This is a genomic window from Thermoactinomyces daqus (genome assembly GCF_000763315.1).
Taxonomy (GTDB): Bacteria; Bacillota; Bacilli; order Thermoactinomycetales; family Thermoactinomycetaceae; genus Thermoactinomyces_A; species Thermoactinomyces_A daqus.
Genome location: NZ_JPST01000009.1, coordinates 1 through 18,929, shown reverse-complemented (window position 1 = coordinate 18,929; position 18,929 = coordinate 1). Strand labels below are relative to the sequence as shown.

Annotated in this window: 19 protein-coding genes; 10 read left to right on the top strand and 9 right to left on the bottom strand. The window is 49.1% G+C overall.

Going from position 1 to position 18,929, the window contains the following annotated elements; genetic code table 11:
- Positions 1-7: 7 nt before the first annotated feature.
- From JG50_RS0104370 to fni, 7 genes are all read right to left on the bottom strand, one after another.
- Positions 8-481 carry a dTDP-4-dehydrorhamnose 3,5-epimerase family protein gene (locus JG50_RS0104370; protein WP_033099903.1) on the bottom strand — a complete coding sequence of 158 codons (474 nt, stop codon included), beginning with the start codon at positions 479-481 and terminating at the stop codon, positions 8-10.
- Positions 460-1,317 (bottom strand): dTDP-4-dehydrorhamnose reductase, encoded by an 858-nt coding sequence (rfbD, locus tag JG50_RS0104365; RefSeq protein WP_033099902.1) that lies wholly within the window; start codon positions 1,315-1,317, stop codon positions 460-462. The genes JG50_RS0104370 and rfbD overlap by 22 nt, the downstream gene beginning before the upstream one ends.
- A 2-nt stretch (positions 1,318-1,319) precedes the next feature.
- Positions 1,320-2,309, bottom strand: coding sequence for a dTDP-glucose 4,6-dehydratase (gene rfbB / locus JG50_RS0104360; RefSeq protein ID WP_033099901.1), 990 nt, complete (start codon positions 2,307-2,309; stop codon positions 1,320-1,322).
- A 30-nt stretch (positions 2,310-2,339) separates the two neighbouring features.
- Complete coding sequence (locus tag JG50_RS0104355; RefSeq protein WP_033099900.1) at positions 2,340-3,062, bottom strand: sugar phosphate nucleotidyltransferase; 723 nt, start codon at positions 3,060-3,062, stop codon at positions 2,340-2,342.
- 153 nt (positions 3,063-3,215) lie between these two features.
- Entirely contained in the window at positions 3,216-4,076 is an 861-nt protein-coding gene (locus JG50_RS0104350) for a cytochrome c oxidase assembly protein (protein WP_052153991.1), read from the bottom strand.
- Between the two features lie 70 nt (positions 4,077-4,146).
- Complete coding sequence (locus JG50_RS0104345) at positions 4,147-4,899, bottom strand: hypothetical protein (RefSeq protein WP_033099899.1); 753 nt, start codon at positions 4,897-4,899, stop codon at positions 4,147-4,149.
- Between the two features lie 209 nt (positions 4,900-5,108).
- Complete coding sequence (gene fni / locus JG50_RS0104340) at positions 5,109-6,152, bottom strand: type 2 isopentenyl-diphosphate Delta-isomerase (protein WP_052153990.1); 1,044 nt, start codon at positions 6,150-6,152, stop codon at positions 5,109-5,111.
- Between the two features lie 127 nt (positions 6,153-6,279).
- Between fni and JG50_RS0104335 the strand changes: the two genes are divergently transcribed.
- The 8 genes from JG50_RS0104335 (at position 6,280) to JG50_RS0104300 (ending at position 14,661) form a co-directional block, all read left to right on the top strand.
- Positions 6,280-6,705 carry an SRPBCC family protein gene (locus JG50_RS0104335; RefSeq protein ID WP_033099898.1) on the top strand — a complete coding sequence of 142 codons (426 nt, stop codon included), beginning with the start codon at positions 6,280-6,282 and terminating at the stop codon, positions 6,703-6,705.
- A 238-nt stretch (positions 6,706-6,943) separates the two neighbouring features.
- Positions 6,944-7,150: a helix-turn-helix transcriptional regulator gene (locus JG50_RS0104330; RefSeq protein WP_033099897.1), complete on the top strand. Its 207-nt coding sequence runs from the start codon at positions 6,944-6,946 to the stop codon at positions 7,148-7,150.
- On the top strand, positions 7,143-7,520 hold the full coding sequence (locus JG50_RS0104325) for a hypothetical protein (protein WP_033099896.1): 378 nt from the start codon (positions 7,143-7,145) through the stop codon (positions 7,518-7,520). The genes JG50_RS0104330 and JG50_RS0104325 overlap by 8 nt, the downstream gene beginning before the upstream one ends.
- Before the next feature lie 598 nt (positions 7,521-8,118).
- Positions 8,119-9,501, top strand: coding sequence for a UDP-N-acetylmuramoyl-tripeptide--D-alanyl-D-alanine ligase (locus JG50_RS0104320; RefSeq protein ID WP_033099895.1), 1,383 nt, complete (start codon positions 8,119-8,121; stop codon positions 9,499-9,501).
- A 357-nt stretch (positions 9,502-9,858) separates the two neighbouring features.
- On the top strand, positions 9,859-11,160 hold the full coding sequence (locus tag JG50_RS0104315; RefSeq protein WP_033099894.1) for an NCS2 family permease: 1,302 nt from the start codon (positions 9,859-9,861) through the stop codon (positions 11,158-11,160).
- Positions 11,161-11,382: 222 nt separating this feature from the next.
- Positions 11,383-12,399, top strand: coding sequence for an NAD-dependent epimerase/dehydratase family protein (locus JG50_RS0104310; RefSeq protein WP_033099893.1), 1,017 nt, complete (start codon positions 11,383-11,385; stop codon positions 12,397-12,399).
- 2 nt (positions 12,400-12,401) lie between these two features.
- Positions 12,402-13,496 carry a dihydrodipicolinate synthase family protein gene (locus JG50_RS0104305; RefSeq protein WP_033099892.1) on the top strand — a complete coding sequence of 365 codons (1,095 nt, stop codon included), beginning with the start codon at positions 12,402-12,404 and terminating at the stop codon, positions 13,494-13,496.
- A gap of 37 nt (positions 13,497-13,533) precedes the next feature.
- Positions 13,534-14,661 carry a mandelate racemase/muconate lactonizing enzyme family protein gene (locus tag JG50_RS0104300; RefSeq protein WP_033099891.1) on the top strand — a complete coding sequence of 376 codons (1,128 nt, stop codon included), beginning with the start codon at positions 13,534-13,536 and terminating at the stop codon, positions 14,659-14,661.
- 92 nt (positions 14,662-14,753) lie between these two features.
- On the opposite strand, the gene JG50_RS0104295 is transcribed toward JG50_RS0104300, so the two are convergent.
- Positions 14,754-15,617, bottom strand: coding sequence for a LysR family transcriptional regulator (locus JG50_RS0104295; RefSeq protein WP_033099890.1), 864 nt, complete (start codon positions 15,615-15,617; stop codon positions 14,754-14,756).
- A 128-nt stretch (positions 15,618-15,745) separates the two neighbouring features.
- On the opposite strand from JG50_RS0104295, the gene JG50_RS0104290 reads away from it, so the two are divergent.
- Entirely contained in the window at positions 15,746-17,170 is a 1,425-nt protein-coding gene (locus JG50_RS0104290; protein WP_033099889.1) for an NAD-dependent succinate-semialdehyde dehydrogenase, read from the top strand.
- A gap of 76 nt (positions 17,171-17,246) precedes the next feature.
- On the top strand, positions 17,247-17,813 hold the full coding sequence (locus tag JG50_RS0104285) for an FUSC family protein (protein ID WP_081943708.1): 567 nt from the start codon (positions 17,247-17,249) through the stop codon (positions 17,811-17,813).
- Positions 17,814-18,016: 203 nt separating this feature from the next.
- Here JG50_RS0104285 and JG50_RS0104280 read toward each other — a convergent pair whose 3' ends face one another.
- Positions 18,017-18,361: a cupin domain-containing protein gene (locus JG50_RS0104280; protein WP_033099888.1), complete on the bottom strand. Its 345-nt coding sequence runs from the start codon at positions 18,359-18,361 to the stop codon at positions 18,017-18,019.
- Between the last annotated feature and the right edge of the window lie 568 nt (positions 18,362-18,929).

The following is an 18,929-nucleotide window of genomic DNA, read 5'->3' as shown; positions in this document are numbered from 1 at the left end:
CCCACCCTCAGCGAAACTTGGTTTTCCAATCAAAGCCGATCGCAGGATCATCATACGGCAAGCGATATTCATCGGGATGATCGGGACAATATGCTTTGGTCGTAAAGTAAACGATAATGGCCGGTTTCGTTCCCAGCACGCGATAACCGTGAGCAACGCCGGATGGAATCAACAAAATCGACGGATTTTCCTCTCCCATGTAGAAAACGGCCGTCTCCCTGTAGGTCGGGGAATCCTCCCGCAAATCGTGCAAAACCACTTGTGCGTTTCCACTGGGAAAGAACCAAAGATCATCCTGCTCTTTATGATAATGAAACGCTTTCACCACTCCGGGATAGGTCATGGACATCGATGCTTGACCAAACCTCCGCAGCAGGCCCTCATCCTCGCGCACGATTTCCATAAATGTTCCCCTGTCGTCGCAATATTTATTTAACTTTTTCGACACAACCCCTTCAATCACGGCTTTAATTCCCTCCATTCCTCGAAGAATTGTGCCAGCCCTTCTTTCCAGTGAGGCATCGGGAGCATCCCCCATTTTTCCATTTTCTCTGACCGAAGTACCGAACAGGCAGGGCGAATCGCCTTGCGCGCTAACTGTTCGGAGGATATCGGTTCGATTTTGACATCGTATCCGCCCAACCGGCAGATCTCCACGGCAAAGTCAAACCAGGAGCATTGGCCGCGATTGGCCACATGAAAAATCCCCCGGGCTGAAGAAAACAGAAACTGTTTGATCCTCTCCGCCAGATGACCTGCATAGGTGGGACTACCCACCTGGTCGCAAACCACGGCCAACGACTGTTTTGCTTCCGCTTTTTGGATGATTGCAAGAGGAAAGTTGGCCCCGCCGATGCCGTAGAGCCAGGATGTGCGCAAAATAAGATGGTCAGGGCAATACTCCATCGTCCATTTTTCGCCCAACCGCTTGCTTTTTCCATAATGATTGAGCGGGTTGGGCAAATCGGATTCGGTATACCCCTCTTCTCGATTCCCGTCAAAAACGTAATCGGTGCTGATGTAAATGAGACGAATTCCTCTTCTGCCGCACTCCGCGGCGAGATTGCGCGTGGCTTCTCCATTGATTGCATAGGCCACATCCGGATGGATCTCACTCTCATCCACCCGGGTGTAAGCGGCACAATGGATGATGACATCCGGCATCTCCCGATTTAACAGACGTTCGGTCTGATCCGGCTCGGTCACATCCCATTCCTGTCGGGTAAAGCCGGCAACGTGAATCCGGCTGTCATTTTCCAGGCACCGAATCACCTCCTGTCCCAGCTGCCCGCCGGCTCCGGTCACCACCGCTTTCACCCTTAATCCCCCCTTTCGCTTCTCCGCCGTTCAATCGACTCCCACCATTCGGGATGAGAAAGATACCAGTTGACGGTTTTTTCCAATCCTTCCCGAAACGGGACAGAAGGCTCCCAATTCAATTCACGCCTGATTTTATCGGTATCAAGCGAGTATCTGAAATCGTGGCCGGGACGATCTTCCACAAATTGAATCAATGAAGTGGATTTGCCCATCAGCTCGCATAAGCGCCGGGCCACCTCCAGATTGGCTACGGTATGTTCCGCGCCGATATGATAAATCTCCCCGCATTTTCCCGCTTTTCGCACCTTCTCAATCGCCCGGCAATGATCGCCGACATAAAGCCAGTCCCGTTCCTGCCTGCCGTCACCGTAGAGGAGGAGCGGTTCTGAGCGAAGCAAGCGCCGGATAAAACGGGGAATCAATTTTTCCGGATATTGATTCGGCCCGTAATTATTGGTGCATCGGGTGATGACCACCGGAAAATGGTAGGTATGAAAATAAGACAAGCAAAGCAGATCCGAGGAAGCCTTGGAGGCCGAATAGGGATTGGAAGGGGCCAGCGGGGCATCTTCACCCGCTTTTCCCGCAGGGATGCTGCCATACACTTCGTCCGTGGAAATGTGCACGAATTTTTGAACGCCGGCGCGCCTCGCTTCCTCCAATAAATTAAAAGTGCCCAGCACATTGGATCGTATAAAAGGTTCAGCACTTTTTATGCTTTGATCTACATGGGTTTCCGCCGCAAAATGCACAATAAAATCAATCTTGTATCCAAACAGCTCCCGCACTTGCCGGCGATCTGTCAAATCAGCTCGCACAAACCGGTAGCGGGGATCTTTTTCCACTTCTTCCAGATTCAATGGATTGCCCGAATATGTGAGTGCATCGGCATTGATCACCTCGATAGCCTCTTCCCGATGCAGTAGATGGCGAATATAATGACTTCCGATAAAACCGGCTCCTCCCGTCACCAAAACCGTTTGCTTCATGGTTCCCGATTCCTTTCACCAAAAGACGTTTTAAAGTTCATAGCGGACATTGGCCGCAAACTGATTTGCACGAAGCAATGATTCCTGTGTCCCTGCATCCGTCCACCATCCCTCCAGCACATCAAAGGTAAGCGCTCTTTGCCGGATATAAAGATTGTTCACATCCGTGATCTCATACTCCCCGCGGCCGGAAGGAGTCAAGGTGCGGATAAAGGAAAAGACTTGCGGATCATACATATAAATCCCGGTCACACACAGGGAACTTTTCGGCCTCTGCGGTTTTTCCTCGATGGAGACAATCTGATCCCCGCAAATTTCGGCCACGCCAAACCGCTCCGGGTTGTTCACTTTTTTCAGCAAAATCTTGGCTCCCGAACCCTGACTGGCATAAGCTTCAACATAAGGCTTTAAGGAATCTTCAAAGACATTATCCCCCAGCAAAACCACCATGCGGTCTTCCCCGGCAAAATCTTCGGCCAGCGACAGCGCTTGCGCAATCCCGCCGGGCTCATCCTGCACCTTATAGGTAAACCGGGTGGAAAATTGTTTTCCGCTGCCGAGCAATCTCACCACATCCCCCATATGTTCGACACCGGTCACGATGAGAATATCGCGGATGCCGCATTCGACGAGTTTATAAACAGGATGATAGATCATCGGATAACGCCCGACGGGCAATAAATGCTTATTGGTGATCTTTGTCAGCGGAAATAATCTTGAACCCGTTCCACCAGCTAAAATGATTCCTTTCATCCGTTCCACGTCCTCAACTTGTAATGTTCTCCCCTGTAAATTATTCGCCTGCCCGTCAAAACGTCACATAACAAAAAACACCGGGCCGCTTTTCGCCCGGTGTTCGGTTTCTTATTCAGATCAGGCATGAAGCTTTTCCTGCGCAACATCCCTTTACTCCTGCCTGGACAGAACATGCCCCTGTTTTTCCAATTCCAGCTGCTCCCGCTCATCCTTCTCGCGCTCCAATCGAATCCACTTGACAAATACGAGCCCGATGGCAAAGATATACACGATTTCCTGGACCACTTTCATGATCACGCCGCCAAGCTGCTGGTCATGGAGGGGGGACATGAGCGGCAACATGTGCGACATCTGGGAATACGTCGGGTACAGGATGCTGTCCGTAAAGGTGATCATGGCGCACGGAGGTGTCAACAAAACGCCGTTTCCAAAGATCAGCGCCAGCTTTAACAGCGGCTTGAGGCGATCCATCCCGGGCACCGGTCCGATGATCGGCCACCACATGCACAGGGAAGCAAACAGAATCAGCGCATGGGCAGCGTTATGTCCGGCGTGGGATGACATGATTGCTTCAAAGATGGGCGGCACATGATAAATCCACATCAGCCCATTAAAGAAAAACATCGAGATGACCGGTCGGGTAAAAAAGGCTATCAGCCCGTGAACCCCCGGAAGGCGGACGACCGGATCAAGCAAATACGCCGGAATTCCCAGGAGCAACAATGGCGGTGCGACAAAAAACATGAGCGACATCTGGAGCATGTGCATGCTGAAAAGCTCATGTGTCAACAGATCCAGCGGACTTCCCAGCGAAAAATAAGTAACGATCAGCCCCAGCAAAAAGCAGATCTTTTTCCAGACCGGAACCGCTTCTTCTCCTTTCAGCCTGTTCCGGAAAGGGCCTGTCAGCAATAAATAAGCCACGGCGATCAGCAAAAAGATGAGGTTTAATGTATAATCCCAGTTTTCGGGATAAAGAAATATTTGAAAAAAAGTCTCCTCAGCCGTCATCGCTCCCACTCCGTTTCAACGATGCTATAACCTATCTTACCACAAATTCTTTTTCTTCACCCCGCTTTCCTCATTCCTCTGCCAGCTTGCCGCTCAGCCAAAACTCCCCGCAGACGATGCCCTCCTCAACGGGCACACCCGCCATCAGTTCCGGATCTGCCACAACATCGATGGTTCCGCCCAACGTTTTGACGAGCAGATACCAAAACTCTGCTCCCGTCTCGGGATTTTGTTTTTTCTCAGCCTCAAGCACTTTTCCGCTGAAAAAGGCAATTGCTTCCGGGTCCTTGTCATTTTCGACAAACATCCCGATCGGAACGAATGATTCCGCTGCATACATCAGCCCACCGCTTTCCTGGGCAAGAAGATAATCTTCTTCATCGATAAAACATTGCAACCGATGGGCAAATGCAGCAATTTGTAGATTGACCGACCTCGGAAACGGTTTCAGAGCCAAAAACGAACCATATTCCGGCGGATCAAACACAAAGGGAAAATCGCCGGTCATCTCGCCGAAATGGCTGATTTCATGTTTCACCCAGGCGAGCAAAGTAATATCGAGCGGGTATTTCGACCCCGGATAAAAATGTTCCAGTGTCGCCTTCATGCGTCCTTTCCCCGCAAAATGCGGATGGCAGGCGAATACCTTTCCTTCCTCATCCAGGGGCAAAATCAGCTCAATCTCTTCCGACACCTTCCATAAAAGATAGCGGCTCTGTTCATTTTCCCTGCTTTCCGCCATTTCATTACAACGCTCCAAAAGCTGAACCCATTCTTCATCACTTTCCACACAAAAACCGATACTGCTGTAATGGCTGGCCATTCTTATTCTCCCTCTAGTAATGTAAAAATATAAAGTCCGATTCTATTTTAACATGGAAATGGCATAATAAGGTCATTATTTGCAAAATTTATCTTGAATTCTTTGCGACTTTAAGAGGATCCGGGTTAGCCGGAGAACCCCATTGACCAGAGAGCGGTTCTGACTCACTCGGAACCAGCCGGGCAATGGGGTTCGAAACCTGTTTCACATCAATCCCGGACAGCGGTAAGCCTATTTGTTTTTTTCAGCTCTGTCACATCGGCCACACCGATCCCAAACATGGCCAGTTTCAACTCCAATTCGATCTTTTCCAGACGGGCAACCATGGCATCAGCCGATTTCCGTGCTGCTGCCGGCAAAAGCGACCGGCCGAATCCGGCCAGATCTGCTCCCAGCGCGATCGCTTTGGCCGCATCCACCCCGGAAGAGAGTCCGCCGCTGGCAATGAGGAAACCTTGCGGGACTTTTTTTCTGATTCCGATCAGACAATCGGCTGTGGGAATGCCCCAATCAAGAAAGGATTCTGCCGCTTCTTTTAACAGCGGTTTTTTAGAGCGGTATTTCTCCACCTGGATCCATGAGGTTCCCCCCGCGCCTGCAACATCGATAAACGCCGCGCCCGCATTATAAAGCTTAACGGCCAGATCTCCATCAATGCCGCTCCCTACTTCTTTGATTCCCACCGGCACCTCAAGCGCCCGGCAAACCTTTTCGATTTTGGAGAGCAAGCCGCGAAAGCGGGTATTTCCCTCAGGCTGAAACACTTCCTGCATCGGGTTAAGGTGGAGAATCAGCGCGTCGGCTTCAACGATCTCCACCAACCGCCGGCAATCGTCAACACTGACGCCATAATTCAGCTGAACCGCACCCAAATTGGCCAGCAGCGGAATATCCGGCGCGACCGAACGCACCTGAAACGTCTCCGCCACCTCGGGATATTCAATGGCCGCCCGTCCGGAGCCGAGCCCCACCGCCCATCCCCTCTGCTGGGCGGCCACAGCCAATCTCTTGTTGATTTCGCCTGTCTCTTTGGTTCCTCCGGTCATGGAACTGATCAGCAGCGGCGCCTTCATCCGTTTGCCGAGGAAGCGGGTCGAGAGGGAGATTTCGGAAAAATCGATTTCCGGCAACGCCTGATGCAGAAAGCGGTACCTCTCAAATCCGGAAGTCACCTTTTTCCCGGTTACGTCCTTATTTAAAGCGATTTCGATATGTTCATTTTTGCGTTTTGGCGTTTGTTTCTGCTCCAACATGAGAATAATCCTTTCTAAACAACCTTGTATTTCTTTGCTATTGTACGTCAATTTTCGGGGCAAAACAAAATATGTACCCGCCTGGCCTCCCGCCTTTCTGCAAAATCTCATCCTTGGAGGAAGAAACATGGAAAAACAAGGACAACATACACTGCCGGATATTCAGCATACTTCCGTTTTCAATGCTCCGATCAATAAAGTATGGAATGCCGTCGCTACATCGGAAGGCCTTGCCGCGTGGTTTATGCCAAATGACTTCCAGCCCGTGTCAGGCCATGAATTTCACCTGAATGCAGGGCATTTTGGCATGTCCCCTTGCCAAGTGACGGAAGTGGATCCTCCTCACCGCCTTTCTTTCAACTGGGGCAAAGACTGGAACATTACTTTTGAATTAAAAGATCTTGACGGTCAAACCGAAGTGACGTTGGTCCATTCCGGCTGGGATGCCGATCAGGTGACCGAATTCGGGGAACCGCACACGATTGTGCGCAAACGTATGGATCAGGGGTGGGCCCGGCTGTGCCAAAAATTGGGTTCGTATGTTGAGTGGTGAAATCACGATTTCCCCCGTGTCTGCGCTGAGGGGCGCGCTTCATCTCCTCCACTTGAAGTGAAGCCCCGGAACAATGCGAAAAAGCCGGGGCAACCAAATCACATTGGAATATGACGAAAATTCAGGTCTTAATCTTGATTGATATTTAGGGAAATGCCCGGCAAATGTAAAGGTAACTTTACATAAAGGCTGCTTTGTAATATCATGTTTAATAACGGGAAAGCAGTTAGGTGATGTTATGAAAAACCGACTTAGGGAACTGAGGAAGAAGCATAATCTTTCGCAAGAAAAACTGGCACAGTTAGTCAATGTTTCAAGACAAACAATTATTTCGATTGAAAATGGAAAATATAATCCATCGCTGTCTTTAGCCTTTTCACTTTCTAAGGTGTTTGGTTGCTTGATTGAAGAAGTATTTATCATGGAGGAGGATAAATTTGGATAACAGAAAAACTTATCAGTTCCTCTTTGGTTTATTCGCAATTATCATTATCTTCGGGGGAATTTTAGAGGCCATAAACGAGATTCGGGCTTCTATTTTACCGCTTTCTTTGGGATTCTCTCTTTTGTTTTATACGTTTGCCAATGTTAATCTGGCTCATAACGATGAAAGAACTCAATTCATTAAGGTTAAAAGCGGACACCTGTCTTATATTATCGGGCTGATTTGTGTCGGACTGATCTACCTGATTTCTTTGAAACTGCATTTGATCAATCTCGATCTCAGTATCTTAATCGCTTTTTCGATCCTCATTTATTTCTTACCCCTTGCTCCTTTTCGTGTACAGTCGCTTGTTTTAGACTCCGAATACTGAATTATATATGTTGAATAATCAGCACAGCATCTCACAAGATTTTGAAGGCTCAAATGACCGAACACTTGCTGCGGAGCCATACGAGCCTCAGAGCACCGCCAAGGCTACGGGAACAGCTCAACCAACCACCCAAGCAGGAACGATCACACTTCATGTGCCAGATCAGGAGCGGAAAGTTACGGATTGAGCTGTTTCCCTGCCGGAGTGTCTGAAAAAACCACAATTGCCCCCCTTCCCCGGATCGAGTCCAACCGCTTCCACTTTAAATCCAAGTGTATCATTGGCAAATGTTTGGCTTTTTCAGCCATGAAGAACCCCTGCCGGTATGGACGCACTAGCCTGACCCTCCTCGCCTCAGCTTACCGAGATGGCCTGCCGTGAGAAAAGATACCGGCCGGATCCCGAACTGCCCGGAACTAAAGCGGCGGAAACTTGTTTTGAAATCGGGAAAACAAGCGATCTGCACTCTCTTCCATATTTCTCCTCTCTCCCGGGGTAGATACCCATTCCTCTTTTACCCATTTGGAATAAGATAAAGCAACACATGGCCTGGGTGGCTATTGATCAGTGATGAAACCAGCCTAGGGAGGAAACGGGAATGAAAACAATCTCGCTCGGCAAAATGGCACAAGTGATGGACGGAACACTCATCCAAGCCAATCCCGCCAAACTTGTTCAATCCGTTAATTTTGGCAATCCCAAATCATTAAAACCCCATCAAGTTTACTTTTTCAGCCGGAAGGTCAATTGGGAAAAAAAGCAGCTGCCCGCCATTCAAAGGATCAAACCGATAGCTGTCGTGCTTCCGCCATATGTTTCCAGCCATGCTTTGCCAAAGGAAGTCGGTCTGATCCGCACGCGTGATGCTTTCGCCGCCTTCTGGAAAATCGCAAAATGGAACTGGGAACAATGCAAACCGCTCCGCGTGATCGGCATTACCGGAAGCGCCGGCAAATCGACAACGACTGAGATGGTCGCTTCCATCCTGAAAAATCACGGTCCGATGGTAAAAACGAAGGACAACCTGAACACATTCGTCTTCCTGCCTTCATATTTGACTCGGCTGAACCCGAACACAAAACTCCTCTTATTGGAAATGGGCATGAAATCGCTGAACAACATCATTCGCCAGTGTAAGATAGTCAAACCCGAAATCGGTGTCATCACCAATGTAGGGGAGGCACACGCCGGCGCCTTGGGCGGGATCGACCTGGTTGTGAAAGCGAAACAGGAAATGGTAGACGGAGTGCGCCCGGGCGGAGTGTTGTTTTTAAATGCTGACAATGCCCGTTCCCGCAAACTGAATCTCAGCCGTTTCAAAGGAACCGTCTATACATTCGGTATTGAAAACCCCGCCGACATCAGAGGAAGCAACATCCACTACACCCGAACCGGCATGAACTTTGTGGCTTCGATCGGCAACGAGTCGTTTCCCGTTTGGATTCCCACCTTCGGAACCCACAATGTCTATAATGCCCTGGCCGCCATCGGAGTCGCATGGGCTTACGGCGCGAGCAAAAGCGAAATTCAAAAAGGACTTGCCACTTTCCAGGCTCCCAAGATGCGTTTGCAATTTATCCGCGGCCGGTATGGGCGCATCTTGATCAATGACGCTTGGAATGCAAATCCGACGGCGATGAAAGCAGGATTGGAAGTATTAAAAAATGTAGGGGGAACAAGGCCGAAGATCGCTGTCCTCGGCAATATGCTGGAGCTGGGGAAATATACCCGGGCGGCGCATGAACTGGTGGGCCGATATGCAGCCACCATGGAACTGGATCAATTGATCACGGTCGGCAAATACGGACGATTCATCGCAAAGGCCGCCGTGGAAAGCGGGATGAACAAAAACAAGGTATTTAACTTTACAAAGTCGAGTCAATTGCTCCGTCACTTGGCCCGTTCTCCCAAAAACGCAATCATCTATTTCAAAGCCTCGCGAAATCTGCATTTGGAAAAGATCGTGAAGAGATTGAAATAACTCCGCAGATGCAGGCCATTCTTAAGAATACAGGGGGATGAATTGAAGGATTGGTGGAACCGGCTGTTTATCCGCATGTTTCGGCCGGGACACTTGCCCGTTTCAGCCATCCGTGGCAAAAGTCGCTGCCGGTCTGAGGAATTTCCACTCCAATTCCTTCGTCGCGTTCAAGCGGTTGTGAGAAAATCCCCCTGTTGAGAGTGGTCCTTTTTGTGGTTTTTCGTTTGCGAAGCAAACTTGTTTATAACCATGCACATTATTGACAACAATGCCTTCTTCTTTCTATAATGAATGAATTAAAAATCGCTTTTGACGATTTTGGGTTGGGAGAGGGGCTACAATGAGGAAGGAAATGAAGTGGAGGCGTTACAAGCACGTTTAAATAAAAACAAATGGAAAACAACGGCCAAACAAGAGATCATGGCCGGGGTTCTTTCGTTTTTTACCGCTGCTTATATTATCGTTGTCAATTCTTCGATCCTGGCCGATGCCGGCATTCCGCTTGAAGGCGCCATCATCGCAACGGCGCTTTCCAGCTTTGTCGGCTGTTTGCTCATGGGCTTCTGGAGCAATACGCCGATTTTGCTCGCCCCCGGCTTGGGGATCAATGCCTTGTTTACCTATACGTTGGTCAAATCGATGGGATTGTCTTGGCAGGCGGCACTGGCATCCGTGGTGGCCGCCGGGTTGATGTTTGCCCTGATTGCGTTCAGCAAGCTGGCCGATCTGGTCACAAAAGCAATCCCCGATACGCTGAAAAATGCGATTACTGTCGGGATCGGACTGCTGCTTACGTTTATCGGCCTGCAAAAAGGCGGCGTGATCCATCCCGGTAAAACCACGTTTATCGAATTGGCCGACTTTCGCTCACCAGCCTTGTTGGTCACCCTTCTGACCCTGGTGATCACAATTTTCCTGTTTGTCAAAAACGTTCCCGGCAACCTGCTGATCAGTATCGTGGCCGGCACGATTTTGTCCTATGCCTTTGGTGCGGCGAAAGTGGAACATTTCTCCTGGGAGGGGCTCAACTTAAACAGTTTTACTTCCGTTTTTATGGCACCATCCTGGTCCGGGGTTTTGTCCGTTCCCTTCTGGGCAGCCGCTTTTTCGTTGGCATTGGTGCTGGTGTTTGAAAATATCGGCTTGATTCACGGACACTTGCACATGCTGGGCCAAACGGACGCCCATCTCTTTAAAAAAGCGTTTCAGGCCAACGCCCTTTCGGTGATCACCTGCGGTTTTTTGGGAACCAGTCCCACCGTCGCGACCGTCGAGAGCGCAGCCGGGATTGCTGCCGGCGGGAAAACAGGCTTGACGGCGATCACAACCGGAAGCTTATTTCTGCTTTCGCTCTTTTTCATCCCGGTGATCAAGTTGATTCCCGATCCGGCGATCGCCCCGATTTTGATCCTGATTGGCGGGCTGATGCTGGAAAACATCAAAAATATTCCCTTGAATGATCTGACTGAAGGTTTTCCCGCTTATATCATCATCGCGTTTATTCCGCTGACGTTCAGCATCGAAAACGGGATTGCCTTCGGATTCATCGTTTATCCGGTGATGAAACTGTTTACGGGGCGGGCAAAGGAAGTGGCTTTTCCGCTCTATATCATTGCCGGGCTGTTCCTGCTGCACTTTGTCAGCCAGGCATTCCAGTAAAAATGCAAACAGAAGGCTTTTACTTTGCAAAGCAACTTGCAGGGTAAAAGCCTTTTTTACTTCCGCCGTCTTCGGATGAATTGCAATTGAAACGCGAAACCGAGGGTTTGGTGCGAAACCAGTTGGGCAAATGCCCCGTCCTTCCACCTTGAAGCGATTTGTTTTCCCTTCCTCCGGGAAAATAAGAAAAAGATCCTGCTACAAGGGGGCAGATGAAATCTGATGAAAAGTGTTCAGGAGCTGGAGCGAAAGTTGTCCGAACCTTCCGTAAAATTGACGGAGACTCTGGCTAAGTTGGATGGAGATCTTCTCATCCTCGGCGCCGGAGGCAAAATGGGACCCAGCCTGGCAAGATTGGCAAAAAACGCCATTGATGAGGCTGGCGCAAAGAAAAAAGTATTTGCCGTTTCCCGCTTCTCATCGGGAAATCTGCGGGAGGAATTGGAAGCATCCGGAATTGAAACCATCGCCGCCGACCTCTTGAACGAAGAGCAATTGCAATCATTGCCGGACGTAAAAAACGTCATTTTTATGGCGGGAAACAAATTTGGCACAACGGGTCGGGAATATTACAGCTGGGCGATGAATGCTTATCTCCCCGGGCGGGTCGCCGAGAAGTACCGCCATTCCCGGATTGTCTCCTTTTCCACCGGAAATGTATATCCGCTTACTCCCGTTTCCATGCAGGGCGTCACCGAAGATCATCCCACGGCCCCTGTCGGGGAGTACGCGCAATCCTGTTTGGGACGGGAACGGGTTTTTGAGTATTTCTCCCGTCTCCACAAAATCCCGATGGTGCACTTTCGCCTGAATTACGCAAATGATCTGCGGTATGGGGTGCTCCTGGAAATCGCCCGGTCTGTCTATGAAAGAAAACCCATTGATCTGCGCATGGGTCATGTCAATGTAATCTGGCAGGGGGATGCCAATGAATTCGCCCTGCGTTCCCTGGCCATTTGCGAGTGTCCTCCCCGCATTTTAAATGTAACCGGCCCGGAAACCGTCTCCATCCGCTGGCTGGCGAAAGAATTTGCCAAGCGTTTCAATGTCGAATCGGAATTTCATCATGATGAAGAAAATACGGCTTTGTTAAGCAATGCATCAGAGTCCCATAAGCTGTTTGGTTATCCCCGGGTTACTCTGAAGCAAATGATCGACTGGACGGCCGACTGGGTTGCCTCCGGCGGTGAAACGCTGGATAAACCCACCCACTTTCAGGAACGAAAAGGAGCTTTTTGACCATGAACAGCGGAAAAGAATGCAGACCGGAAATCAAAAATGCCTTGCATGAAGGTGTGGTGATTCCGGCCCATCCGCTGGCATTGAATCGTTCAAGACAGTTGGATGAACAGCGGCAGCGGGCCTTGACGCGATATTACATGGCGGCGGGAGCAGGAGGAATTGCCGTTGCCGTCCATACAACGCAGTTTGAGATCAGGGAGCATCATCTGCTGGAACCGGTATTGCGCCTGGCTGCCGAGGAAGTGGAACATGCCGGGCTGAACCGGCCTTTCATCAAAGTAGCCGGCATCTGCGGGCCGGACGATCAGGCCCTGCGGGAAGCCGAATTGGCAGCCGGACTCGGTTATGATCTGGGTCTGCTCAGTGTGAACGGTTTGCAGGAACTGTCCGAAGAAAAACTGATTCAACGGGCGGAAAAAGTGGCAGAAATCATTCCTGTATTCGGCTTCTACCTTCAGCCTTCGGTCGGCGGAAGATACCTCAGTTTCGACTTCTGGAAAGCATTCGCGGACATCCCCGGTGTGATGGCAATCAAAATCGCCCCCTTCAACCGTTACCAAACGCTGGATGTAGTCAGGGCAGTCTGCCATGCGAAGCGATGTGAGGAAATCGCCCTTTACACCGGCAATGATGACAATATCGTCGCAGACCTGCTGACCACTTATCGCTTCCGGGTCAACGGGAAGTGGACAGAAAAGAAAATCGCCGGCGGCCTGCTCGGACACTGGGCCGTCTGGACCAAGAAAGCCGTCGAACTCTTTGAAGAAATCAAATCGATCCGCGACAACCGGCAACCGATTCCGCCCCGTCTTCTGGAGCTTGCAGTGCAGATAACCGACTGCAATGCCGCCTTTTTTGACTCCGCCAACCGCTTTGCCGGATGCATCGCCGGAATTCATGAAGTCCTCCGCCGCCAGGGACTGCTGGAGGGCCGCTGGTGCCTCAACCCCGATGAAGTCTTGTCACCGGGGCAACTGGAGGAAATTGACCGGGTCTACCGCGAGTATCCGCACTTGAATGACGATGCATTTATCGCCCGGCACAAAGAGCAATGGTTATCTCCAAGGAGCAGGAATAACGGAAGCGGGGCATAGAGATTGACAGTGACGCGGGAAAGGTAAGGGTGTAAAGATGAAAATCAGCAAAATCGAAGTTTTTCCGTTAACATTGCCGATGAAACAAAATTTCTTTATCTCCGGCGGGAAAGTCGGGGATCTGGGACAAGGTGCACCCCATGTTTATGTCAAAATCACCGATGATGAAGGGGCGGAAGGTTGGGGGGAAGCCCGGCCCAGCCACCGCTGGAGCTATGAAACCCTTGAATCGGTCACCACGACAATTGAACATTATTTAAAACCGGTTCTGCTCGGCGAATCCGTCCGCGATTTGAACCGGATTCACCGGTTGATGGACCGGAGTATCGCCGCCGGATTCAGCAAAGGAATGCCGATCGCCAAAGCAGCCGTCGACATGGCCATTCATGATCTGCTCGCCAAACACCATGGAACCCACCTCCCCGGGCTCTGGATGGGCACCTTTAAAGACACGATCCGCCTTTCTTACCTGATCAGCACCAACGATCCTGACCAGGCCTGCAAAAAAGCACGAGAGGCCAAGGAAAACGGATACCTGGCCATTGACGTCAAAATCGGGTTGAATCCAAAACTGGACGTCCAAATCCTGGAGGCGGTTAAACAAGCGGCACCCGAACTCTATTTTCGGGCAGATGCCAATCAGGCCTACACTTTGACAGAGGCCGTGCGCTTATCCCGGGAAATGGAACGAATCGGCGTTGACGTGTTTGAACAGCCCCTCAAGGCAAACGATCTGACCGGACACGCCGAATTGCGCCGAAAAACCGGTACCCCGATCGCCTTGGATGAAAGCATTTGGTCAGCTGGCGATCTGATCCAGGCGATCCGCACCGAAGCATGTGATATGGTCGTAATCAAAGTGACAAAAACGGGCGGGCTCAAAGAAGCAAGGTTATGCGGGGAAATTGCCAAAGAAGCCAACTTGGGTTTGCTGGGAGGAGGACTGACGGAATCGACGCTGGGCTTGACCGCCAGCGCCCATCTGTTCAATTATCTCGATCTGCAAATCCCGGTGGATTTAAACGGGCCGTTCTTTCTTGCCGATGATCCGGCAGCGGACGGATTGCAGGTGCGGGATGGAACCGTCCATTTGTCCGGCCGGGAGGGGATCGGGTGTACAATCGCGGAGGAAAAAATTCAGAAATATGCGTTTAAACGTGAATAGACCACAAGCGAGACAGCGGGGAGAAAGGTTGGGCAATCCGCCATTCTCCCCCGATCCTTTTTTGATCACAGTGCCGGTGGACAAAACCCGTATCAATAAGGACTGAACAATAGAGATAAAAGCAGCTTCCCCATATCCGGATTCCGTGAAATGAGAGAAATGACTCGTTTCATTTTAAAATCCACGATAGGAAGCGCCTTGATTCTTGACTGATCTGCGTGATGAGTAAAAATTTCGGGCAGAATCGATACTCCTAAATTTGCCGAGATAAAGCCGATGATACTCTGTCCGAAATCAATTTCAGAAGAGATTTTCAGATCAGCGTTATGAATTTTAAATGCTTTTTCCAACAATATCCGAACGTCACAGGAAGGGGGCAGCACCACGAGAGATTCATCCTTAACATCATTAAAATAAATGTGATCCCGTTTAGCCAGGGGGTGTTGACGGTGAACAAATAAATAAAAAGGTTCGCTAAAGAGTTGTTTCGACCAATAAGGGTGTTGTATTTCCCTGTCATCCAATAATGCGACATCGATGATTCCTTCACGCAAAAAACGCAAAATCTCCTTATAGCTATAAGAAACTTTAATGCTGATTTCCCGATCCTTATGGCTTTTTTTAGCCGCGGCCAGCCGATCCGGAAGATAAAAAGCAGCAATACTCGGCCAAGTGCCTATCTTGATCCCCGTTATTCCTTTCGTCATTAAAATATCCTTACGGATCGAATGGATTTTACGCAAGACAGGCTCGATCTCTTCAAACAAAATTTTTCCGGCTTCTGTTAATTCCACTCCCGTTGCAGAACGTATAAACAAAGTTGCGCCCAGATCCTCTTCCAATTTTCTCATTTGCTTGCTCAATGCCGGTTGAGTCATGTGAAGTTGTTCGCTTGCCTTTGTCAAGCTCTTAGCTTTGGTCGTTATTAAAAAGGCTTCAAGCCATTCTACATTCATTCCGATCACCCATAACCATTTGTTATACCCTTAAGAGAGAAAGGAAGTACTTAATCAATTAAATCCATGATAATCTAGGGGTATCTTCAGAGCAACAAAGTCATCTTGGATCAAAAGGAGGCCATTCCATGCATCCTGATAAAATGTACATCAACGGTCGATGGATTGATGCCATCAATAAAATCGACGTCATAAACCCGGCTACAAAGAAGATCATAGGATCTGTTCCCAATGGAGGGGCAACAGAGGCCAAAATGGCAGTAGAAGCTGCTTACCCAGCTTTTCAAAAATGGTCCAAGCAACCTGCCGAAGAACGCGGCAAATTACTTATGAAATGGTTTGATTTAATCGAGAAGCATAAAGATGAACTGGCGGAAATCATGACACTGGAACAAGGGAAACCTCTGCAGGAAGCAAGAGGAGAAATCACCTATGCGAATAGTTTTATTTCTTGGTACGCAGAAGAAGGAAAACGAATTTACGGTGAAACGATTCCGGCTTCTTCTCCTGACAAACGGATCTTTGTCCAGAAACAGCCCGTTGGTGTCATCGCCGCTATCACTCCTTGGAATTTCCCCGCGGCAATGATTACAAGAAAAGTGGCACCAGCCCTCGCCGCCGGGTGTACCGTTGTATTAAAACCTTCTGAAGAAACTCCTTTTACAGCATTGAAACTGGCCGAACTGGCTGACCAAGCCGGCATCCCAAACGGGGTGCTCAATGTCGTAACGGGAGATGCAGAATCGATTGCAAATGCTTGGCAAAAAGACAGCCGGGTCCGCAAACTAACTTTTACCGGTTCGACACCAGTGGGAAAAATCCTCATGCGGGGAGCAGCGGATACGGTAAAAAAAATATCTCTTGAATTGGGCGGACACGCTCCCCTGATTGTCACAGCCCAGGCTGATATAGATAAAGCCGTGGATGGTGCCATTGCTTCCAAATTCCGCAATGCCGGACAAACTTGTATCTGTACCAATCGAATCTTGGCAGATGAATCAATCGCTGAAGAATTTACGGTGAAATTGGCAGAGAAAGCAGCAAAACTGAAAGTGGGTAATGGATTGGAAGAAAGCACCGACATTGGGCCGTTAATTAATGAAGAAGCGGTTAAAAAAGTCATAAAGCATATTGAAGATGCGAAACAAAAAGGCGGCCGGGTCTTGACCGGCGGAAACAGATTAACGAATCAAAAGGGATATTTTATCGAACCAACCGTGATTGCCAATGCCAAAGATGACATGCTTTGCATGGTTGAAGAAACATTTGGTCCGCTCATTCCCGTCGCAACGTTCAAAACCATCGATGAAGCAATCGAACGCGCCAATAACAGTTCTTATGGTCTGGCGGCCTATGTGTATACAGAAAATCTCAGGGAAGCCGTTTATATCTCAGAAGCATTAGAATATGGCATTGTTGGGGTGAATGATGGCGCACCTTCAGCAGCACAAGCACCGTTTGGCGGATTTAAAGAGAGTGGATTGGGCCGTGAAGGAAGTCGTTATGGCATCGAAGAATTTTTGGAGATAAAATACATTTCACTCGGTTTATAAGGCATTCCGTTACAATCAGCCCCTTCAAAAACGCGGGGCTTTTTTTGTGAAGCAAATCAGCAAAGGGGGAGCACTGATGAATATCAAAGCGAAAATCGAAAAGACAGGATCACTGCTCACCTCGATCGGAGTTACGTTACCCATATTCAAGACAGCTCTCGCAGCGGGAATATCGTGGTGGTTAGCGACTTTATTTCTGCCTCATTTTTTTCCTTATTTGGCACCTTTAGCTGCTGTATTGGTGTCCAATGCCACCGCAGCTGAATCCCTTGAAAAAGCGAAAAATCGCATATCCGGGGTAATTGGCGGAGTCATGCTAAGCATTTTGATCGCACACTGGATTCCGGTTTCGGGAGTTGCTGTTTTCCTCAGTGTTTTGATCGGGCTGGCACTTGCAACACTTTTGAAACTGAATCAAGAGATTGCAAATCAGATCGGCGTGAGTGTGATCATGGTTTTGGCCTTTATAAATTCTCCGGGATATGAATGGGCGCGAATTTTGGAAACGATATTCGGTTCGATCATCGCCATCTTCATCAATGTAATTTTGATACCACCAAAAACCTTATCCAGCAAAATAAAAAAGATGCATCGGATGAAGAGAAAAAAGAGAAGCCTGATCACTGATGCTCCACACGGCTGAATCCATGGAATTCCCGGCTTCTTCCGCCGCAAAGGCCGCTGCAGATAAGACCTCTTGCAGGGTTTGAAAATGAGGTTTGTCGACCGTCTGAAACCCGGCAATTCATACGCCGGGTTCAGCTTGTTGACCAAGTCCGTTTTTCTCCGGTCGGCAAGCTTCTGTTTTGATAACGCCTCTTGCCGCCATGATCTTGAAGAGATTGATCAATCGCGCAAAACCACCCGGTCCCCTTTGCTCGTCGGTTGGGAAATCACCAAAAATTCGATCTCCTGTCCGGACTTATTCATCATGTGATGGGGCACTCGCGGCGGAATCTCGATCCCTTCCTGCTCATGCAACTGAATCACTTCCCCTTCAACCTCGATGGTGGCCACTCCCTTCAAGACAAAGAAAAACTGCCGCGCCTGTTCATGATAATGCCTGACTTCTTCCGTACCGGCCGGCATTCGCTCATGGATCACGCTCAATTCTTCCCGTTTCACCAGATGCCATCCGTCACATTGCTGTCCCCAAATATAATGTTCTGCCGTATTTTTGCTGATCTTCATCGGTTTGCTCCTTTCCCGCCGGGTTCCCGGTCTATATAACGATTTTTTAGTTTTAATGTATTTTCAAACGATTATACTTCCAACCCGAAAGGGGCATACAGTGTTTTGACACTTTGATTGTGTTATAGCCGGCTTATAGTCGACCTAGAACCGCCGAAAAAAATTGAATTGACCAACTCCCGTCTAATAAATCCCCTTCGAATATAACTGCAAAATTTCTTCGGAGGAGAATCTTTGTTAGAAAGTAGGACTGTGACTAACTTACACAAATTGAAGGCGACTAGAAAGCGTGTTGGGGCAATTTTAAGGAAAACGGAACATGCCCGCTAAAGATTTGTACTCCTCTTTCTTGGAAGCCAAAAAAGATATTGTCCTCTACGTTCAATTCTACAATGCAAGAGTGGTCACATTCTATGTTGGGATACCTGTCTCCAAAAGAATTTCGTCAACATTTATCTTCAAATGCGGCTTAAATGTCTCGACTTTTGGAAGTTCATAAGCTTTGGGCTTCCATAATTAAATTAAAAAACGGGCTATAAGCCCGTAGAGATTGATGACAAACCCCACC